This is a genomic window from Pseudomonas capeferrum (assembly GCF_000731675.1).
GTDB classification, from domain to species: domain Bacteria; phylum Pseudomonadota; class Gammaproteobacteria; order Pseudomonadales; family Pseudomonadaceae; genus Aquipseudomonas; species Aquipseudomonas capeferrum.
The window spans coordinates 839993-857995 of sequence record NZ_JMIT01000003.1 but is presented as its reverse complement, the minus strand read 5'-3'; the positions used below and the strand labels follow the sequence as shown (position 1 = coordinate 857995).

Below are 18003 nucleotides of genomic sequence, written 5' to 3'. Positions count from 1 at the left end.
GCCTTGAAACTGCTGATTCTCGATCGTGACGGGGTGATCAACTACGACTCCGACGCCTACATCAAGTCGCTGGAAGAGTGGGTCCCCATCCCCGGCTCGATCGAGGCCATCGCGCAGTTGAGCAAGGCGGGCTGGACGGTGGCCGTGGCCACCAACCAGTCCGGCATTGCCCGTGGCTACTACTCGCTGGATACCCTGGAGGCCATGCACACGCGCCTGCGTGCGTTGGTGGCCGAGCAGGGCGGTGAAGTGGGCCATATCGTGTATTGCCCGCATGGGCCGGACGAGGGCTGCGCTTGCCGCAAACCCAAGCCGGGCATGCTGCTGGCAATTGCCGAGCATTACCAGGCCGCCCTTGGCGGCGTGTGGTTTGTCGGCGACAGCCAAGGTGACCTTCAGGCCGCCCTGGCCGTCGGTGCACGACCTGTGCTGGTGAAAACCGGCAAGGGTGAGCGGACCCTGGAAAAAGGCGTCCCTGAAACTACACTGATTTTCGACGATCTGGCAGCTATCGCCAGAGAACTAATTTAAACAGTGCGCCTTCGGGCGCATTTTTCTCAAGCGGGCACGCCCGCAATGGTACAAGCCACTATGTCGATCCTGCAGGCGATCAGAATCTTTCTTTTTTACCTGCTGCTGGGCACCAGCTCTTTGCTGTGGTGCACCCTGAGCTTTTTTGTCGCGCCATTCTTGTCATTCCCCAGGCGTTACAAGTTCATCAACGTGTTTTGGTGCCGTTGCGCGTTATTTTTGAGCCGCACCATCCTTGGCATCGATTACAAGATCACCGGCGCCGAAAATGTGCCCAGTGAGCCGTGTGTGATCCTGTCCAACCATCAGAGCACCTGGGAAACCTTCTTCCTTTCCCAGTACTTCTCGCCGCTCAGCCAAGTGCTCAAGCGCGAGCTGCTGTACGTGCCGTTCTTCGGCTGGGCCATGGCCATGCTGCGGCCGATCGCAATCAACCGCGACAACCCAAAGGAAGCCCTGCGCCAGGTCGCCAGCCAAGGTGACGAGCTGCTCAAGCAGGGTGTATGGGTGCTGATCTTCCCGGAAGGTACCCGCGTGCCATTCGGCACCGTCGGCAAGTTCTCCCGCGGCGGTACCGCGCTGGCAGTCAATGCTGGCCTGCCGGTGCTGCCCATTGCGCACAATGCGGGCAAGTTCTGGCCGAAGGCTGGCTGGGGCAAGCGGGCGGGCACCATCGAAGTGGTGATCGGTGAGCCGATGTATGCCAACGGCACCGGCCCGCGTGCCATCGCCGAGCTCAACGACCGCGCCGCCGCCTGGAACGAGGCTACGCAAAGGGCCCTGGGTTCGCTGCCACCGGTGGATGAAAAACCGCACGAGCAGATGGCCTGACGTTCTGTGGATAACTTGTGAGCAGTTTTTTAATGAGCGGTTGCAAGTACGCGTTAAGTGATTGAATTAACTGTTTATTTCTTCACGCTACAGATTTGCGAAAAACGTGCATAAGTTTTTCGGAGGCATAAAAAAACCGGCGCTTAAGCCGGTTTTTTTATGGGCGTTTTACCCCCTCAGACCTTGTCGATATCCACGTCCTTGGTTTCCTTCAGGCAGAAGATCCCTACCACCAGGCTGATGCCGGTCACCAGCACCGGGTACCACAGCCCGTAGAAGATATCCCCGGTATACACCACCAGCGCGAACGACACCGTCGGCAGGAAGCCACCGAACCAGCCGTTGCCGATGTGGTAGGGCAGGGACATCGAGGTATAACGGATACGGGTCGGGAACAGCTCGACCATCACCGCCGCCAGTGGGCCGTAGGTCATGGTCGCGATCAGGATCATCGCCACGATCAGTACCACCACCATCACCTGGTTCACTTGCCCCGGGTCAGCCTTGGCCGGGTACCCCGCCTGCTCGATCGCCGAACGCATGGCGGTTTCGTCGAAACCGTTGATGGTCTTGTCGCCAATGTTGACCACCACCTCGCTGCCGGCCACGCTCACCGAGCTGTACGGCAGCCCCTGCTTGACCAGGAACGTCTTGACCTTGTCGCACGGGCTGTCGAAACGCGCCTTGCCGACCGGGTCGAACTGGAAGGTGCAGCCCTGCGGGTCGGCAGTGACCACGATCGGCGCCTGACGGCTGGCGGCGTCGATCTGTGGGTTGGCGTAATGGCTGAGCGCCTTGAACAGGGGGAAGTACAGCACGGTCGCCAGCAACAGGCCCAGCATCAGAATCGGCTTCCGCCCGATGCGGTCCGACAGCCAACCGAAGAACACGAAGAACGGCGCCCCGATCACCACACTGATGATCAGCAGGGTGTTGGCCTGGGCGGGGTCCATCTTGAGCATCTGGGTCATGAAGAACAGCACGTAGAACTGCGCCGTGTAGAAGGTCACCGCCTGGCCAGCGTTGATGCTGAACAGGGCGGTGAGTACCACCTTGAGGTTCGGCCAGGAGGTGAACGATTCACGGATCGGCGACTTGCTGATCTTGCCCTGGGCCTTCATTTTCACGAAGGCCGGCGACTCGTGCATGCTCATGCGGATCCAGGTGGAGATCGCCAGCAGGAAGATCGACAGCAGGAACGGCAGGCGCCAGCCCCAGGTTTCGAACTGGTCGCCACTGATGTAGCGGCTGCCCAACACCACCAGCAGCGACAGCAGCAAGCCAAGGGTGGCGGTGGACTGGATGAAGCCGGTATGGAAGCCGCGCTTGCCTTGCGGCGCATGCTCGGCCACGTAGGTTGCCGCACCGCCGTACTCACCACCCAGCGCCAGCCCCTGCAGCATGCGCAGGATCACCAGGATGATCGGTGCCGCGATGCCGATGCTGGCATAGGTTGGCAGCAGGCCGACGGCAAAGGTCGACAGGCCCATCAGCACGATGGTCACCAGGAAGGTGTACTTGCGCCCGATCATGTCGCCCAGCCGGCCGAACACCAGCGCACCGAAGGGGCGAACCAGGAAGCCGGCGGCGAAGGCCATGAGGGCAAAGATGAAGGCCGTGGTGTCGTTGACCCCAGCAAAGAACTGCTTGCTGATGACCGCTGCCAGCGCGCCATAGAGAAAAAAGTCATACCACTCGAAAACCGTCCCGAGGGATGACGCGAAAATGATCTTTCGTTCTTCGCGACGGCTGGTGCCGCTGGCCGTCGCACCCTGCTCTTGGATGTAATCCGACATCGTTGCTGTCCTCGGCCCACAGGCCACAGTGATTATTCTTTTTGTTCCACTGTCGGCAGCTTCCGACCGCAAGCTGCCGGTGTTGCACGCACCCGGGTCAGGGCGTCGGTATTGCGTCTTCGTTTAGGTAGGTCTGGGTTGCGGCTCCTTTGAGGATAAGTTGCGCCGCCTTCTCGGCGATCATCAGCGTGGGTGAACAGGTATTGCCGGAGGTGATCTGCGGCATGATCGAGGCATCGGCCACACGCAGGCCGGGTATGCCGTGTACCCGCAACTGGTTATCCACAACATCCAGTGGGCCGCTGCCCATGCGGCAGGTACCCACAGGGTGGAAGATGGTGGTACCGATCTTGCCGGCGGCCTCGAACAGGTCCTCTTCACTTTGCAGGGCTGTGCCCGGCAGGTATTCCTGTGGCGCGAACGCGGCGAGGGCAGGGGCCTGGACAATGCGCCGGGTGATCCGGATGGCGTCGGCGGCAACCCGCAAATCTTCAGGGTCACTGAGGTAGTTGGGGTCGATCCGTGGCGCGCTGTGCATATCTGCAGCACCGATGTCGATGCGCCCGCGGCTGAGCGGCCGCAGGTTGCACACCGAGGCGGTGAATGCCGGGAAGCGGTGCAACGGCTCGCCGAAGCGCTCCAGCGACAAGGGCTGCACGTGGTACTGCAAGTTGGCGGTGGCGTGCTCGGGGCTGGAGCGCACGAACGCGCCCAACTGGCTGGGGGCCATGGCCAGTGGGCCGCTGCGGTCGTACAGGTAACGCAGGCCCATGCCCATCTTGCCCCACACGCTGTTGGCCATCTGGTTGAGGGTGCGAGTGTTGCGGACCTGGTAGATCAGGCGCAATTGCAGGTGGTCCTGCAGATTGCCACCGACGCCGGGCATGTCATGGCGCACGCCGATCCCCAAGTCTTCCAGCAATTTGCGCGGGCCGATACCGGAGCGCTGGAGGATGCCCGGCGAGCCCACGGCCCCGGCACACAGAATGATCTCGCGCCGCGCAGCGAATTCGTGCCAGGCATTCTGCCAGCGGGCTTTTACCGCACGCGCACGGGTGTTGTTGAGCAGCACCTGGTCGACTTCCACGCCGGTCAGCACCGTCAGGTTCGGCCGGCTCATCACTGGCCGCAGAAACGCCTTGGACGCATTCCAGCGCACACCGCTGCGCTGGTTGACCTGAAAGTATCCACAGCCCTGGTTATCACCCGTGTTGAAATCGTCGACGTTGGCGATGCCGCTTTGCTCGGCCGCATCGCGGAAGGCGTCGAGAATCGGCCAGCTGTAGCGCTGGCGCTCGACCCGCCATTCACCGGCAGCGCCATGGTGCTCGCTGTCACCGGCAAAGTGGTTTTCGCTGGCCTTGAACAGGGGCAGTACGTCCTGCCAGGCCCAGCCTGAGTTGCCTTGCTCGGCCCAGCGGTCATAGTCGGCCGCCTGGCCGCGCATGTAGATCATGCCGTTGATCGAGGAACAACCGCCAAGCACCTTGCCCCGTGGGTAACCCAGGCTGCGACCGCCCAGGCCGTTCTGCGCCTCGGTCTTGAAGCACCAGTCGGTGCGGGGGTTACCGATGCAGTAGAGGTAGCCGACAGGAATGTGTATCCAGGGATAGTTGTCACGGCCACCCGCTTCAAGCAGCAGCACGCGGCAGGAAGGGTCGGCGGACAAGCGATTGGCCAGCAGGCACCCGGCAGGACCGGCACCCACGACCACGTAGTCGAAGACAGAATCGGCTGATGGCATGTGCAACCTCGCGCCTGATTATTATTCTTGTCCCGCACCATCTTATTGATTAATTTCGCTGTGGAAACACGAGATTTCGCGCAGCCGCTGTGCGTTTTAGCACAGCGACAACCATTGAACGCACACGGTCATTGTGGGAACGACCGCGTAATCGAGATGCAGGGATCAGCATGTTCGACTGGAACGATTTGCGGTTTTTCCTCGAGTTGCAGCGCAGCGGCCGCCTGCTCACCGCTGCCAAACGCCTCAACACCACCCACAGCACAGTAGCCCGGCATATCGAGAGCATCGAGAAAAGCCTGGGCACGCCCCTGTTCGTGCAGCACGCCCAGGGCTACGACCTGACCCCCTCCGGCCAGGCCTTGCTCAAGCACGCCGAAGCCATGGAAAACGTGGCTTTGCTGGCGCAGGAAGAAATCACCCAGGCCATCACCCCGCTGGGCAAGATCCGCCTGGGGGTGACCGAAGGCATCGGCATCATGTTCTTCACCCCGCGCATGAACGCGCTGTTCGAGCGCTACCCGGGCCTTGAGGTGGAGCTGGTGGCCGTACCGCGCTTCGTCAGCATCCTCAACCGCGAGGCGGAAATCAGCATCCACCTGGAGCGGCCCAATGCCGACCTGCTGATCACCCGTAAGCTCACTGACTATCGCCTGGCCCTGTACGCGAGCCGGGCCTACCTCGACCGCGCGCCGCCGCTGCGCACCCGCGAAGACCTGGCCCGGCACAGCTGGATCGGCTACGTCGATGACCTGCTGTTCAGCCAGGAGCTGCTGTTTCTCAACAGCTTCTGCCGGTCGCCCAGCGTGGCATTTCGCAGCACCAGCGTGATCGCCCAGCAACAAGCGGCACGCGCAGGGCTTGGCATTGCCGTGTTGCCCAACTTCATGGCGCGCCACGACCCGACGCTGGTCCGTGTGCTGCCCAGCGAAACCATCCAGCGCAGTTACTGGATCTGCACGCGGCGTGAGCTGCACAAGTCAGTGCGCCTGCGGGTCGTGTGGGACTACCTGCTGGCGCTGTGTGCCGCCGAACAGGGCGAGCTGTTAGCTCAATAGAACCTTGCCAGCCAGCAGCAGGGCGGCCAACCAACCGGCCACGGCAAACATCTGTTGCAAACGTGGCCCAGCCAGCCTGGCCGCCAGTGGCCGCGCCAGCAGCAAGCCGGTCACCGCGCCGACCGCAAAGGGGGCACCAACCTGCCAGTGCATTACCCCCGCCAGGCTGGCGCTGACCACGCTACCGGTGGACACCAGCGCAATCACCGCCAGCGAGGTAGAGACGATGCTGGCCATGCGCAGGTTGGTGTAGCGGTTCAAGGCCGGAATAATCACGAAGCCACCGCCCACCCCCAGCAGGCCGGACAACAACCCCGACAGCGCACCGGTCATTGCCAGGGCCCGTGCGCAGGGGAGCGTCCAACGCAAACGCCCTTGCAACGGGTTGAGCACGCAAGGCTCGATGTAGCGGTGCGCATCGTTAGCTTCGCCGCGCAGCTCCCTGGCGGCCTTGCGCCAGATGCGCAGGCAGGCGTAGACCAGCACGCAGGCGAATATCAGCACCAGCGGTGTATTGGGCACGCGGTGCGCCAGCATCAAGCCAAAGGGGGCGACCGCGATGCCGATCAGGGCAATGAACAACGCCGCCCGGTAGCGCACCAGGCCTTGGCGCAAACCCAGCACGGCGCCCACGGCGGCAGCCAGGCCCACGGCCAACAGGCCGACGGGCGCCGCCTCGACCATCGACAGGCCAAGGCCAAACACCAGCAGTGGCACCGCCAGAATACCGCCCCCGGCGCCGGTCAATGCCAACACCGCACCAATGATCGCGCCCAGGCCCGCGCCCAACAGTTGATGTTCGATCACTTGCCGGCCTCGGCTACCAGTGGCTGCGGGCGCGCCAGCCATTCACGCCCTTTGAGCATGCCTTTCCAGTACAAGGGTGGCAGTACCCGTGCCTTCAGCAACCAGGCCAGGCGCGTCGGCTGGCGGCCATCGAGCAACCAGCGCGGGAAGCTCGGCGCCACCTTGCCGCCATAGGTGAACTCGGCCAGCACGATCTTGCCGCGCTCGACGGTCAGTGGGCACGAGCCATAGCCGTCGTACTGGGCGAGGGTAGGCAGCCTGCCCAGCGCCACCAGCACATTGTTGGCCACTACCGGCGCCTGCTTGCGCGCTGCTGCGGCAGTCTTGGCATTGCTGGTGCTGGCCACGTCGCCCAAGGCATGGATGTTGGTGAATTTTCGGTGGCGCAAGGTCTGCGGGTCGACATCGACCCAGCCTGCGCTATCGGCCAGCGGGCTTTCCCGAATGAATTCGGGCGCCACTTGCGGCGGTACCACGTGCAGCATGTCGAAGGGCTCGATGCGGGTTTCATGGCTACCATCGGGCAACGTACGCACGAACGTCGCGCGCTTGCCAGGGCCATCCACCGCCACCAGGCGGTGGGCGTAATTGAGGTCCACGGCGTACTTGTCGATATAGGCCATCAATGCAGGGACGTAGTCGGCTACGCCAAACAGCACGGCCCCGGCGTTGAAGAAACTGGCTTTTACATCGCCCAAATGGCCCTGGCGCAGCCAATGATCGCAAGACAGGTACAGCGCCTTCTGCGGCGCGCCGGCACACTTGATCGGCATTGGCGGCTGGGTGAACAGGGCACGGCCTTGCCTGAGATTTTGCACCAGCTGCCAGGTGTAAGGCGCCAGGTCAAAGCGGTAGTTCGAGGTCACGCCGTTGCGGCCAAGGGTCTCGCTCAGGCCGTCGATGGCCTGCCAGTCGAGTTTCAGGCCAGGGCAAACCACCAACTGCTCGTAGCTGATGGCGCGGCCATCCTCAAGCACGACCAGTTGGCCCAACGGGTCGAAGCCCTGCACCCGCGCCTTGATCCATTGCACACCCCGGGGAATGGTCGAGGCCATGGTGCGCGCCGTGCTCGGCGCCTTGAACACACCGGCGCCGACCATCGTCCAGCCCGGCTGGTAGTAGTGCACGTCGGCGGGGTCGATCAGTGCGATGTCCAATGACGGATCACGGCTGATCAGGCTGGACGCCGTGGCGATACCGGCGGCACCGGCACCGACGATGACCACTTTGTGGTGGTCGGTAGCGGAAGCATTGGCAGGGGACAGCAAGGCAGGCATGGCGGTAGTTCCTGGAAATCTCGTTATGGGTAGAAGCGATCAAAGCGTGTTCAGTGGAATCTTCAGGTAGCTCACGCCATTGGCCTCGGGCTCGGGAAAATGACCGCTGCGCATGTTCACCTGCACCGATGGCAGAATCAGCACGGGCATGTCGAGGGTCTTGTCACGGGCCTCGCGCATGGCTACGAAGCTGTCTTCATCAACGCCGTGATGGATGTGAATATTGCTGCCGCGCTGCTCGGCCACGGTCGTGACGTACTGCATCGCGCGCCCGCCAGGCAGGTAGTCGTGGCACAGGAACAACCGGGTCTGATCGGGGAAGGCCAGCAGGCGGCGGATCGACCGGTACAGGGTGCGTGCGTCGGCGCCGGGGAAGTCGCAGCGCGCCGTACCGTAGTCGGGCATGAACAGCGTGTCGCCGACGAACACCGCCGTTTCACCACCATCCACCACCACATAACTCATGCATGCCGGGGTGTGCCCCGGGGTGTGCAAGGCACGGGCGTGCAAGTTGCCGATGCGAAAACCTTCCTCGTCCTCAAGCAGTACATCGAACTGGCTGCCGTCCCGGGCAAAACCCGGCTCGGCATTGAACAGCGCGCCGAAGACTTTTTGCACCTGGGTGATGTGCGCACCGATGGCGGTGTGGCCGCCAAGTTTTTCCTTCAGGTAGGCGGCTGCCGAAAGGTGATCGGCGTGAACATGGGTTTCCAGAATCCACTGCACCTGGCCACCCAGCGCCTCAACCTGGGCGATCAAGCGGTCTGCCGATGCGGTGCAGGTACGCCCGGACTTGGGGTCGTAGTCCAGCACACTGTCGATCAACGCGCACTTGCGCGTCTCGCTGTCCATGAGCAGGTAGCTGATGGTCGAGGTCGCCTCGTCGAAGAAGGCTTCCACGTGAAGGTTGTTACCGATGATCATCACGTTCTCCAAAGTTTCCTGCACCCTTTGTAGAGGCGTAGGCAGTAACCGGAGGTTTATCAAGATACATGCCAGGGTTTTTCATGGGCATGGGCCAATGAATGCGGCCCTGCCTGGCACGAGCCAGGCAACATGGCAGCCACATTGACATGTCGACTGTCAGCCAATGGCAGTGTTTGGCAGTCCTTGCTACCCTCCGCCGGGTTATCACATCGGTGCCCCCATGCCTGAAGCCCATCACATCATCCTAGCGCTGGTTTCCTACCTCGAACACGATGCGCTGCCCACCATCGTGCTGGATACCGACTACAACATCCTCGCCGCCAACGCCGCCTACCGCCGCCAGTTCGGCCGAGACGAGCAGGCGCCGTTGGGTGAAAAGTGCCACAAGGTCTCGCACCACTACGCGGTACCTTGCGACCAGGCAGGTGAACATTGCCCGATGCGCAAGGCGTGGCACAGCAAGGTGCCGGAGCGCGTGCTGCACATTCATCACACCCCGCGAGGCCCTGAGCATGTGGATGTCGAACTGCGGCCGATCCTGGACGAGCAGGGCAGGGTGGTCGCCTTTGTCGAGCGGCTCACCACGATCACCCTAGCCTCGGCGCAGCCCCAGCAACAGGGCTTGGTCGGGCGGGCGCCAGCGTTCAAGGCGGCGCTGGCCAGCCTGCAGCGCGCCGCCCCCGCGCAAATTCCGGTGTTGCTGCAGGGTGAATCGGGTACCGGTAAAGAGCTGTTCGCCCGCGCCATCCACATGGGCAGCCCGCGCGCCAGTGGGCCGTTGGTGGTGGTCGACTGCACCGGTTTGACCGAATCACTGTTCGAGAGCGAATTGTTCGGCTACGAGAAGGGCGCGTTCACCGGCGCCAACCAGCGCAAGATCGGCCTGGCCGAAGCGGCCCATGGCGGCACGTTGTTCCTCGATGAAATTGGCGAGGTGCCGATGGCGATGCAGGTGAAGTTGCTGCGCCTGATCGAATCCGGAAGCTTCCGCCCGCTGGGCAGCCTGCGGACCGTGCACGCGGATTTCCGCCTGGTGTCGGCAACACACAAACCGCTCAAGAAGATGGTCGCTGAGGGTACTTTCCGTGAGGATCTGTATTACCGCATCAGTGGCTTTCCGATCCGGCTGCCCGCACTGCGCGAGCGTGTGGAAGACCTGCCATTGCTTGCCGAGAGCCTCCTTCAGCGTATGGCTGGCAAGCCGACGCCGAGCCTGACCGATGGCGCGCTGAAACAGCTAGGCCTGCATCCATTCCCAGGCAACATCCGCGAGCTGCGTAATATCCTGGAAAGGGCAAGGCTGTTTGCCGATGACGGGCTTATCCGCCCCGAGCATCTACCCGAAGATATCGGCCCGCAGAGCGCGCCAGGTTTCACCAAGGGCAGGGGGCATGGCGACTTGAGTGAGCTGGCGCAGGCGCTGGATCAGTTTCAGGGGCCACGCAGTGAACTGGCCCGGCATCTTGGCATGAGCGAGCGCACGCTCTATCGGCGGTTGAAGGCGCTGGGCCTGGGCACGATGTGATCGCCTGGTTCACCTTTACCCGACCTTTACCTCTGGCCAAGGATTAGGCTGGCAAAACCGCTGTCTGAACAGTTAACCGCACCAGGCGCTCAGTGAGTTGCGCCGGGCCTTAGGCTCTGTACGAAAAGTTTTGTGGGAGCGGCGGTGCGGCGATCCGACTTGTCCCGCGATGGAGTGCGAAGCGCTCCTGTACCCGATATCAAATGGTGTCAAAGAAGCCGCGAACTCAGGCTTTGCTGCCGCGTTGCGGCAGATCGCGGGGCAAGTCGGATCGCCGCACCGCCGCTCCCACAACGATGAATGACCATACTTTTCGTACAGAACCTAACATGCAGAGGATCAGCATCACATGAAGAAAACCCTGACCGTGCTTTGCGCCGCGCTGATGTTCAGCGTACCGCTGGCCAGTTTTGCTCAACCTGGCCCGCCCCCGGGGCATGACAACGGTCCCGCCCATCAGGGCAACCCTCAGCATGGCGGCCCCCAACATGGAAAGCAGCCGCAACAAGGGCGCCCGGGCAACGGCCACGCGCCGGCCTACAAAAATCCAAACTACCGCCCTCAAGCGGGGATGCCGGTACCGCATCAGCAATGGCAACGCGGTCATGCCGTTGCCCCCCGTTACCGCGGCGACCGCTATTGGGTGACTGACTGGCGCGCACGTCACCTCTATGCACCGCCGCGTGACCACCGTTGGTTGTCGGTGAACGGCGATTACGTGCTGGTGGCCATCGCCAGCGGGGTGATTGTAAATATTCTCAGTGGGTACTGAGGTCGCCAAAATCGAGGTAAAAAAAAGCCCGCTTGCGCGGGCTTTCTTATGGCGGTTGTCTGAACCTGATCAGAAGTCCAGGTTCGACACCGACAACGCATTGCTTTCGATGAACTCGCGGCGAGGCTCCACCGCGTCACCCATCAGGGTGTTGAAGATCTGATCGGCAGCGATCGCGTCTTCGATAGTGACCTTGAGCATGCGGCGCACGGTTGGGTCCATGGTGGTTTCCCACAGCTGGTCCGGGTTCATCTCACCCAGCCCTTTGTATCGCTGGATGGTGTGGCGCTTGGTGCTCTCGTTCATCAGCCAGTCCAGGCCTTCCTTGAACTCGACAATCGCCTTGCGACGCTCACCGCGCTTAACATAGGCACCTTCACCCAGAAGGCTGGACAGCTTGGCACCGATGTTGACCACGGTACGGTAGTCGTTGCTGCCGAAGAAATCGCGGTTGAACGTGATGTAGCTGGCCAGACCGTGCGAGGTGATTTCCACTTCCGGCAGCCAGACATTGCGCTCTTTGTCTTCGCGAAGGCTGGCATTGTAAGCCAGGCCCGACTTCTGGGTATTGCTCAGACGCTCCTGGAACTTGGCCAGCCAGGCCTGCATCACAGCGTGGTCGCCCAACTGCTCCAGGGTGACTTCCGGCAGGTAGATGAAGTGCTCGGTCAGCTCCTGTGGGTACAGGCGCGACAAACGCTTGAGGGTCTTCATCACACCACGGAACTCGTTCACCAGGCTTTCCAGTTGTACACCGGAAACCGCTGGCGCCGACTCGTCCAGGTGCAGGCTGGCATCTTCCAGGGCCGATTGGGTCATGTATTCTTCCATGGCCTCGTCGTCCTTGATGTACTGCTCCTGCTTGCCTTTCTTCACCTTGTACAACGGTGGCTGGGCAATATAGATATAGCCACGCTCGACCAGCTCAGGCAACTGACGGAAGAAGAAGGTCAGCAACAAGGTACGGATGTGCGAACCGTCAACGTCAGCATCGGTCATGATGATGATGTTGTGATAACGCAGCTTGTCGATGTTGTACTCTTCGCGACCGATACCACAGCCCAGCGCAGTGATCAGCGTGCCGACCTCCTGGGACGAGATCATCTTGTCGAAGCGAGCCTTCTCGACGTTGAGGATCTTGCCCTTCAGCGGCAGGATAGCCTGGGTGCGACGGTTGCGACCTTGCTTGGCCGAGCCACCTGCGGAGTCACCCTCCACCAGGTACAGTTCGGAAAGGGCAGGGTCCTTTTCCTGGCAGTCAGCCAACTTGCCAGGCAGGCCAGCGATGTCCAGTGCGCCTTTACGGCGAGTCATCTCACGCGCCTTGCGCGCCGCTTCACGCGCTCGGGCAGCGTCGATCATCTTGCCGACAACAGCTTTGGCTTCGTTCGGGTTTTCCAGCAGGAAGTCCGAGAAGTACTTGTTCATCTCCTGTTCCACGGCAGTCTTCACTTCCGAGGAGACCAGCTTGTCCTTGGTCTGGGAGCTGAACTTGGGGTCCGGGACTTTGACCGAGATGATCGCGGTCAAGCCTTCACGGGCGTCGTCGCCGGTGGTTGCGACCTTGTTCTTCTTGGCCAGGCCTTCCTGCTCGATGTAGCTGTTCAGGCTACGGGTCAGCGAAGAACGGAAGCCCACCAGGTGAGTTCCGCCATCACGCTGCGGAATGTTGTTGGTGAAGCACAACAGGTTCTCGTTGAAGCTGTCGTTCCACTGCAGGGCGACTTCAACGCCCACGCCATCTTCACGCTGAACACTGAAGTGGAACACCTGGGTGTTAACCGGCGTCTTGTTGGTGTTCAGGTACTCGACGAAAGCCCGCAGGCCACCTTCGTACTTGAAGAACTCTTCCTTACCGCTGCGTTCGTCCTTGAGCAGAATGCCGACGCCCGAGTTGAGGAACGACAGCTCACGGATCCGCTTGGCCAGGATATCCCAGCTGAAGTGGATGTTTTTGAACGTCTCAGCCGAAGGCTTGAAATGGATGTGGGTACCGGTCGTTTCGCTGTCACCGACAATCGCCATCGGCGCCTGGGGGACACCGTGAACGTAGGTCTGCTCCCAGATCTTGCCGCTGCGACGTACTGTCAGTACCAGCTTTTCGGACAGAGCGTTCACTACAGAAACACCCACGCCGTGCAGGCCGCCGGAAACTTTGTACGAGTTGTCGTCGAACTTACCGCCGGCGTGCAGCACGGTCATGATGACCTCCGCTGCGGAAACGCCTTCTTCTTTGTGCACATCAACCGGAATGCCGCGACCGTTGTCGCGCACGCTGATGGATTCATCCGTGTGGATGATGACGGTGATGTCATCGCAATGACCGGCGAGGGCTTCGTCGATCGAGTTGTCGACCACTTCGAAGACCATGTGGTGCAGGCCGCTACCATCATCGGTGTCGCCAATGTACATGCCGGGACGCTTGCGTACGGCATCCAAACCTTTCAGCACCTTGATGCTGGAGGAGTCGTACGTTTGATTTTCGCTCATGCCTTCACTCCCGATGGTCGTGGGTCTGGGTGATACAGCCTTGTTCCACGTGGAACAAAGCAACTGGCGTTTCCGTCTGCCAGCCTTCCCTCAGTAATTCGTGATCTACACAGGTGATGAACACCTGGCAGCGTAATTCTTCAAGCAAGCGGCACAATGCGCGGCGATGTTGCTCGTCCAGTTCTGACGGCAAATCATCCACGAGATAAATACAGTGACCACGGCGAGCCTGACTGACGAGGTGCCCTTGGGCAATGCGTAGCGCACACACCACAAGTTTCTGCTGCCCTCGCGACAGAATGTCGGCTGCGTTGTTGGCAGCCAATCGAAGTCGTAGATCAGCACGCTGCGGACCAGCCTGGGTATGGCCCATCTGCTGATCACGAAGGAGAGAGGAGGCGAGTACTTCGTTGAGTTCCCGGTCCTTGTCCCAGCCTCGGTAATAGCTCAGGGTCAACCCGTCAAGCTCGACCAGTTCGCTCAGGGTTCGCTCGAAGACGGGCTTCAAGGCCATGATGTAGTTGCGACGGTATTCATCTATTTCCGCGCTGGCCAGGCACAATTCCCGGTCCCAGGCGGCTTGCGAAGCTGGGTCAAGTGTACCATGCCGCAACCACGAGTTTCGCTGCCTGAGCGCCTTCTGCAGACGCTGCCAGGCAGGCAAAAACCGAGGTTCCACGTGGAACACTCCCCAATCCAGGAACTGGCGGCGAATTTTCGGGGCGCCCTCCAGCAACCTGAAACTGTCTGGGTTGATCAGCTGCAATGGCAACAGTTCGGCCAGCTGCGCAGCACTTTTGGCATTCTGCCCGTCGATGCGAATTGTGAACTCGCCTTGCCGTTCACGAGATACCCCCAGGTTGCTGGTGCCTCCCGACGTCAACTCGACCTCGCCAAACACGGTGCACGCTGGCTGCTCGTATTGGATGACGGGGTTAAGACGCGTACTGCGGAAGGACCGCGCCAGCCCAAGCAGGTGCACAGCTTCAAGCACACTGGTCTTGCCGCTGCCATTAGCACCGTAGAGGATGTTGATGCGGGGAGAAGGTGAGAGGGTCACCGGGTGCAGGTTGCGCACCGCGGTGACCATGATACGTCGAAGGGACATTCGCTCTGCTACAGGTTACAGACGCATTGGCATGACAACGTAGGACGAATCATCATTGCCAGCCTCCTGCAGCAGCGCACTGCTGTTGGAGTCGGACAGAATCAGACGCACCTGCTCGGTTGTCATGACGCCCAGCACGTCCAGCAGGTAGCTGACGTTGAAGCCGATTTCCAGCGCGCTGCCGTTATAGTCGACGCTGATTTCTTCTTCAGCTTCTTCCTGTTCCGGGTTATTGGCCTGAATCTTCAATTGGCCAGCGGCCAGTTGCAGGCGAATACCGCGGTACTTCTCGTTGGACAGGATGGCAGTACGGCTGAAGGCCTCACGCAGTGCCTGACGATCACCCACCACCAGTTTGTCGCCGCCCTTGGGCAATACGCGCTCGTAGTCAGGGAACTTGCCGTCCACCAGCTTGGAGGTGAAGGTGAATTCGCCGGTGGTCGCGCGGATATGGTGCTGCCCCAGGACGATACTGACCATGCCTTCAGGGTCGGTCAGCAGACGCGCCAGCTCAAGGATACCTTTGCGCGGCACGATGACCTGATGGCGATCATCCTGCTCGATGGGTGCACTCATCGAGCACAGTGCCAGGCGGTGACCATCGGTAGACACCGCACGCAGGGTGTTACGCGATACCTCCAGCAGCATGCCGTTGAGGTAGTAGCGAACATCTTGCTGGGCCATGGCGAAGCTGGTGCGCTCGATCAGGCGGCGCAGCTTGCTCTGCTCCAGGTTGCAGGTCAGCGAGCCCGGGCCTTCTTCCACAGTCGGGAAGTCATTGGCAGGCAGGGTCGACAGGGTAAAGCGGCTGCGGCCGGCCTTGACCAACAGTTTTTGCTCGTCGACCTTGATATCGATCAGGACGTCGTTCGGCAGGCTTTTGCAGATGTCCATCAGCTTGCGCGCCGGGACAGTGATTTCGCCAGGCTCGGCTGGCTCTTCGAGTTGCACGCGGCCTACCAGTTCGACTTCCAGGTCGGTACCGGTCAACGACAGCTGCTGGCCTTGCACAACCAGCAATACGTTAGACAGGACCGGCAAGGTCTGACGGCGCTCGACGACACCGGCGACCAGTTGCAGGGGTTTCAACAGGGCTTCGCGTTGAATGGTGAAATGCATGGTCTAGTCCCTTGCCTTCAATTAGCTGCGCAGACGGCCATCAGGTCGTCAGCGTCCGCAGCAGGTTCTTGTAGTCCTCGCGGATGTCCGCGTCGGATTCCTTCAGTTCGTTGATCTTGCGGCAGGCGTGCAGCACGGTCGTGTGGTCGCGACCACCAAACATGTCGCCGATCTCCGGCAGACTGTGGTTGGTCAGCTCCTTCGACAGGGCCATGGCCACCTGGCGCGGGCGCGCGACAGAGCGCGAGCGCCGTTTGGACAACAGATCGGAGATCTTGATCTTGTAGTACTCGGCCACGGTGCGCTGGATGTTATCCACACTGACCAATTTGTCCTGCAGTGCCAGCAGATCCTTCAGCGATTCGCGAATCAGTTCGATGGTGATGTCGCGGCCCATGAAGTGCGAGTGAGCAATTACCCGCTTCAGTGCACCTTCAAGTTCACGGACGTTGGACCGGATGCGCTGGGCAATGAAGAAGGCTGCGTCATGCGGCAGCTCGACTTTGGCCTGGTCGGCCTTCTTCATCAGGATCGCCACACGGGTTTCCAGCTCTGGCGGCTCGACTGCAACGGTCAGGCCCCAGCCGAAGCGGGACTTCAGGCGTTCTTCCAGGCCTTCGATTTCTTTCGGGTAGCGGTCGGAGGTGAGGATCACCTGCTGGCCGCCCTCGAGCAGGGCGTTGAAGGTGTGGAAAAACTCTTCCTGCGAGCGCTCCTTGCGGGCGAAGAACTGGATATCGTCGATCAGCAGCGCATCGACCGAGCGATAGAAGCGCTTGAATTCGTTGATGGCATTGAGCTGCAGCGCCTTGACCATGTCGGCGACGAAACGCTCCGAGTGCAGGTAGACCACCTTGGCATTCGGGTTTTTCTTCAGCAGGTGGTTACCCACAGCATGCATCAAGTGGGTTTTGCCCAGGCCGACGCCGCCATAAAGGAAGAGCGGGTTGTAGCCATGCTTGGGGTTGTCGGCGACCTGCCAGGCAGCCGCACGCGCCAGCTGGTTCGACTTACCTTCGACGAACGTGTCGAAGGTGAACGTACGGTTCAGGTAACTGGTGTGCTTGAGCGCGCCTTCAACCTGAACGGTGCGCTGTTCGGTACGGGTGCTGGTAGCCGGCACCGGCGCAGGCTCGGCCATGGCATCGAAGCTGTCGCGCGACGACGGCTCAGCCACCTCGTTGACCAGCACAGGCTCTACCGGTGCAGCGGCAGGTTCTGCCGACACAACAGCGGGCGCAGCCTTGTGTACCTGGGTCTGTGCCAGCGAAGCAGCCACAGCGGCACTGACAGGCGCATTGGGGGCGGCACGCGGCGCCGAACTGCGACGGCTGCCTATTAATAAGGAAAGGGCAGGTGCAATGCCGCTGCCGTTTTCACCCAACAGTTCGAGCAGACGACCCAGGTACTTTTCATTGACCCAATCGAGAACGAAACGGTTAGGCGCATAGACGCGCAACTCGTCGCCTTCGGCTTCGACCTGTAGCGGACGGATCCAGGTGTTGAATTGCTGGGCAGGCAGTTCATCGCGCAGAAGCTCCACGCACTGCTGCCAAAGTTCCACTGACACGGATATCCCCTGAGTTTGAAAGCCGGATGAGGCAAAAGCAAACCGCCATTGTACCGGTCGAGCGATCAGTTATCCACATGTGGATACGTTAGGAGTCATGGCAAAACAGCCATTTATCGACCAAAACGTCCTTATACAGCTGTGCATAAACCCTGTGGATAACAGTACCTGAGGGCTATGCACAACCCTGGGTCGAAATCTGTGGATAATTCGACTGTGGATAAAGCGCGTTTTTATACACAGATTCTACGCAGGCGCAGCACAAGCGCGGCACCGGATACCGACAGGGTTTCAAAACTCTGTACAGCCCGATTTTTCTGGGCTGTAGGATGTTATCCACAGAAAGTTATCCACTTAAGATTTATAAGTTCTTTAAGAAAGCTTTTTAAATGTCTCTTCTTTTTTATCATGTTATCCACGGTGGGGGGATCCCGAATGGCTCGTGTCT

General features: G+C 60.8%; 14 protein-coding genes. 5 read left to right on the top strand and 9 right to left on the bottom strand.

Annotation, left to right across the window (positions count from 1 at the left end; all coding sequences use genetic code 11):
* The first annotated feature begins 3 nt into the window (after positions 1-3).
* Positions 4-531 carry a D-glycero-beta-D-manno-heptose 1,7-bisphosphate 7-phosphatase gene (gene gmhB / locus PC358_RS21505; RefSeq protein ID WP_033702453.1) on the top strand — a complete coding sequence of 176 codons (528 nt, stop codon included), beginning with the start codon at positions 4-6 and terminating at the stop codon, positions 529-531.
* A 45-nt stretch (positions 532-576) separates the two neighbouring features.
* The gene (locus PC358_RS21500; RefSeq protein WP_033702452.1) at positions 577-1362 is read left to right on the top strand and encodes a lysophospholipid acyltransferase family protein; all 786 of its coding nucleotides are present in this window, start codon (positions 577-579) and stop codon (positions 1360-1362) included.
* 176 nt (positions 1363-1538) lie between these two features.
* Here PC358_RS21500 and PC358_RS21495 read toward each other — a convergent pair whose 3' ends face one another.
* Positions 1539-3158, bottom strand: coding sequence for an MFS transporter (locus PC358_RS21495; RefSeq protein ID WP_033702451.1), 1620 nt, complete (start codon positions 3156-3158; stop codon positions 1539-1541).
* 97 nt (positions 3159-3255) lie between these two features.
* Positions 3256-4902 carry a GMC family oxidoreductase gene (locus PC358_RS21490; protein WP_033702450.1) on the bottom strand — a complete coding sequence of 549 codons (1647 nt, stop codon included), beginning with the start codon at positions 4900-4902 and terminating at the stop codon, positions 3256-3258.
* 170 nt (positions 4903-5072) lie between these two features.
* Here PC358_RS21490 and PC358_RS21485 point away from each other — a divergent pair, with 170 nt between their 5' ends.
* Positions 5073-5960 carry a LysR family transcriptional regulator gene (locus PC358_RS21485; RefSeq protein WP_033702449.1) on the top strand — a complete coding sequence of 296 codons (888 nt, stop codon included), beginning with the start codon at positions 5073-5075 and terminating at the stop codon, positions 5958-5960.
* On the opposite strand, the gene PC358_RS21480 is transcribed toward PC358_RS21485, so the two are convergent.
* From PC358_RS21480 to PC358_RS21470, 3 genes are read right to left on the bottom strand one after another with little or no spacing between them, the layout of a single operon-like run.
* Positions 5949-6767, bottom strand: a complete 819-nt coding sequence (locus PC358_RS21480) for a sulfite exporter TauE/SafE family protein (RefSeq protein WP_033702600.1) — start codon at positions 6765-6767, stop codon at positions 5949-5951. The genes PC358_RS21485 and PC358_RS21480 overlap by 12 nt on opposite strands.
* On the bottom strand, positions 6764-8044 hold the full coding sequence (locus tag PC358_RS21475) for an NAD(P)/FAD-dependent oxidoreductase (RefSeq protein WP_033702448.1): 1281 nt from the start codon (positions 8042-8044) through the stop codon (positions 6764-6766). Before PC358_RS21475 ends, PC358_RS21480 begins: the two co-directional genes overlap by 4 nt.
* Positions 8045-8083: 39 nt before the next feature.
* Positions 8084-8968 (bottom strand): MBL fold metallo-hydrolase, encoded by an 885-nt coding sequence (locus tag PC358_RS21470; RefSeq protein WP_033702447.1) that lies wholly within the window; start codon positions 8966-8968, stop codon positions 8084-8086.
* A 223-nt stretch (positions 8969-9191) separates the two neighbouring features.
* On the opposite strand from PC358_RS21470, the gene PC358_RS21465 reads away from it, so the two are divergent.
* Positions 9192-10496 (top strand): sigma-54 interaction domain-containing protein, encoded by a 1305-nt coding sequence (locus tag PC358_RS21465; protein WP_033702446.1) that lies wholly within the window; start codon positions 9192-9194, stop codon positions 10494-10496.
* Between the two features lie 349 nt (positions 10497-10845).
* Positions 10846-11268, top strand: a complete 423-nt coding sequence (locus PC358_RS21460; protein WP_033702445.1) for an RcnB family protein — start codon at positions 10846-10848, stop codon at positions 11266-11268.
* 69 nt (positions 11269-11337) lie between these two features.
* Here the strand turns inward: PC358_RS21460 and gyrB are convergent, their stop codons facing one another.
* The 4 genes from gyrB to dnaA are packed head-to-tail and all read right to left on the bottom strand — an operon-like array spanning position 11338 to position 17555.
* Positions 11338-13758 carry a DNA topoisomerase (ATP-hydrolyzing) subunit B gene (gyrB, locus tag PC358_RS21455; protein ID WP_033702444.1) on the bottom strand — a complete coding sequence of 807 codons (2421 nt, stop codon included), beginning with the start codon at positions 13756-13758 and terminating at the stop codon, positions 11338-11340.
* A 4-nt stretch (positions 13759-13762) separates the two neighbouring features.
* Positions 13763-14866, bottom strand: coding sequence for a DNA replication/repair protein RecF (recF, locus tag PC358_RS21450; RefSeq protein ID WP_033702443.1), 1104 nt, complete (start codon positions 14864-14866; stop codon positions 13763-13765).
* Positions 14867-14881: 15 nt separating this feature from the next.
* Complete coding sequence (gene dnaN / locus PC358_RS21445) at positions 14882-15985, bottom strand: DNA polymerase III subunit beta (RefSeq protein WP_027592068.1); 1104 nt, start codon at positions 15983-15985, stop codon at positions 14882-14884.
* A gap of 40 nt (positions 15986-16025) precedes the next feature.
* Positions 16026-17555 (bottom strand): chromosomal replication initiator protein DnaA, encoded by a 1530-nt coding sequence (gene dnaA / locus PC358_RS21440; protein ID WP_033702442.1) that lies wholly within the window; start codon positions 17553-17555, stop codon positions 16026-16028.
* Positions 17556-18003 lie beyond the last annotated feature (448 nt).

What these genes read in the sequence shown, in the direction of transcription:
- PC358_RS21460 (WP_033702445.1), top strand. Translation starts at nt 10,846, where the DNA reads ATGAAGAAAACCCTGACCGTGCTTTGCGCCGCGCTGATGTTCAGCGTA.
- PC358_RS21500 (WP_033702452.1), top strand. Translation starts at nt 577, where the DNA reads ATGGTACAAGCCACTATGTCGATCCTGCAGGCGATCAGAATCTTTCTT.
- PC358_RS21490 (WP_033702450.1), bottom strand. Translation starts at nt 4,902, where the DNA reads ATGCCATCAGCCGATTCTGTCTTCGACTACGTGGTCGTGGGTGCCGGT.
- PC358_RS21485 (WP_033702449.1), top strand. Translation starts at nt 5,073, where the DNA reads ATGTTCGACTGGAACGATTTGCGGTTTTTCCTCGAGTTGCAGCGCAGC.
- dnaN (WP_027592068.1), bottom strand. Translation starts at nt 15,985, where the DNA reads ATGCATTTCACCATTCAACGCGAAGCCCTGTTGAAACCCCTGCAACTG.
- PC358_RS21495 (WP_033702451.1), bottom strand. Translation starts at nt 3,158, where the DNA reads ATGTCGGATTACATCCAAGAGCAGGGTGCGACGGCCAGCGGCACCAGC.
- PC358_RS21475 (WP_033702448.1), bottom strand. Translation starts at nt 8,044, where the DNA reads ATGCCTGCCTTGCTGTCCCCTGCCAATGCTTCCGCTACCGACCACCAC.
- gyrB (WP_033702444.1), bottom strand. Translation starts at nt 13,758, where the DNA reads ATGAGCGAAAATCAAACGTACGACTCCTCCAGCATCAAGGTGCTGAAA.
- PC358_RS21470 (WP_033702447.1), bottom strand. Translation starts at nt 8,968, where the DNA reads ATGATCATCGGTAACAACCTTCACGTGGAAGCCTTCTTCGACGAGGCG.
- PC358_RS21465 (WP_033702446.1), top strand. Translation starts at nt 9,192, where the DNA reads ATGCCTGAAGCCCATCACATCATCCTAGCGCTGGTTTCCTACCTCGAA.
- recF (WP_033702443.1), bottom strand. Translation starts at nt 14,866, where the DNA reads ATGTCCCTTCGACGTATCATGGTCACCGCGGTGCGCAACCTGCACCCG.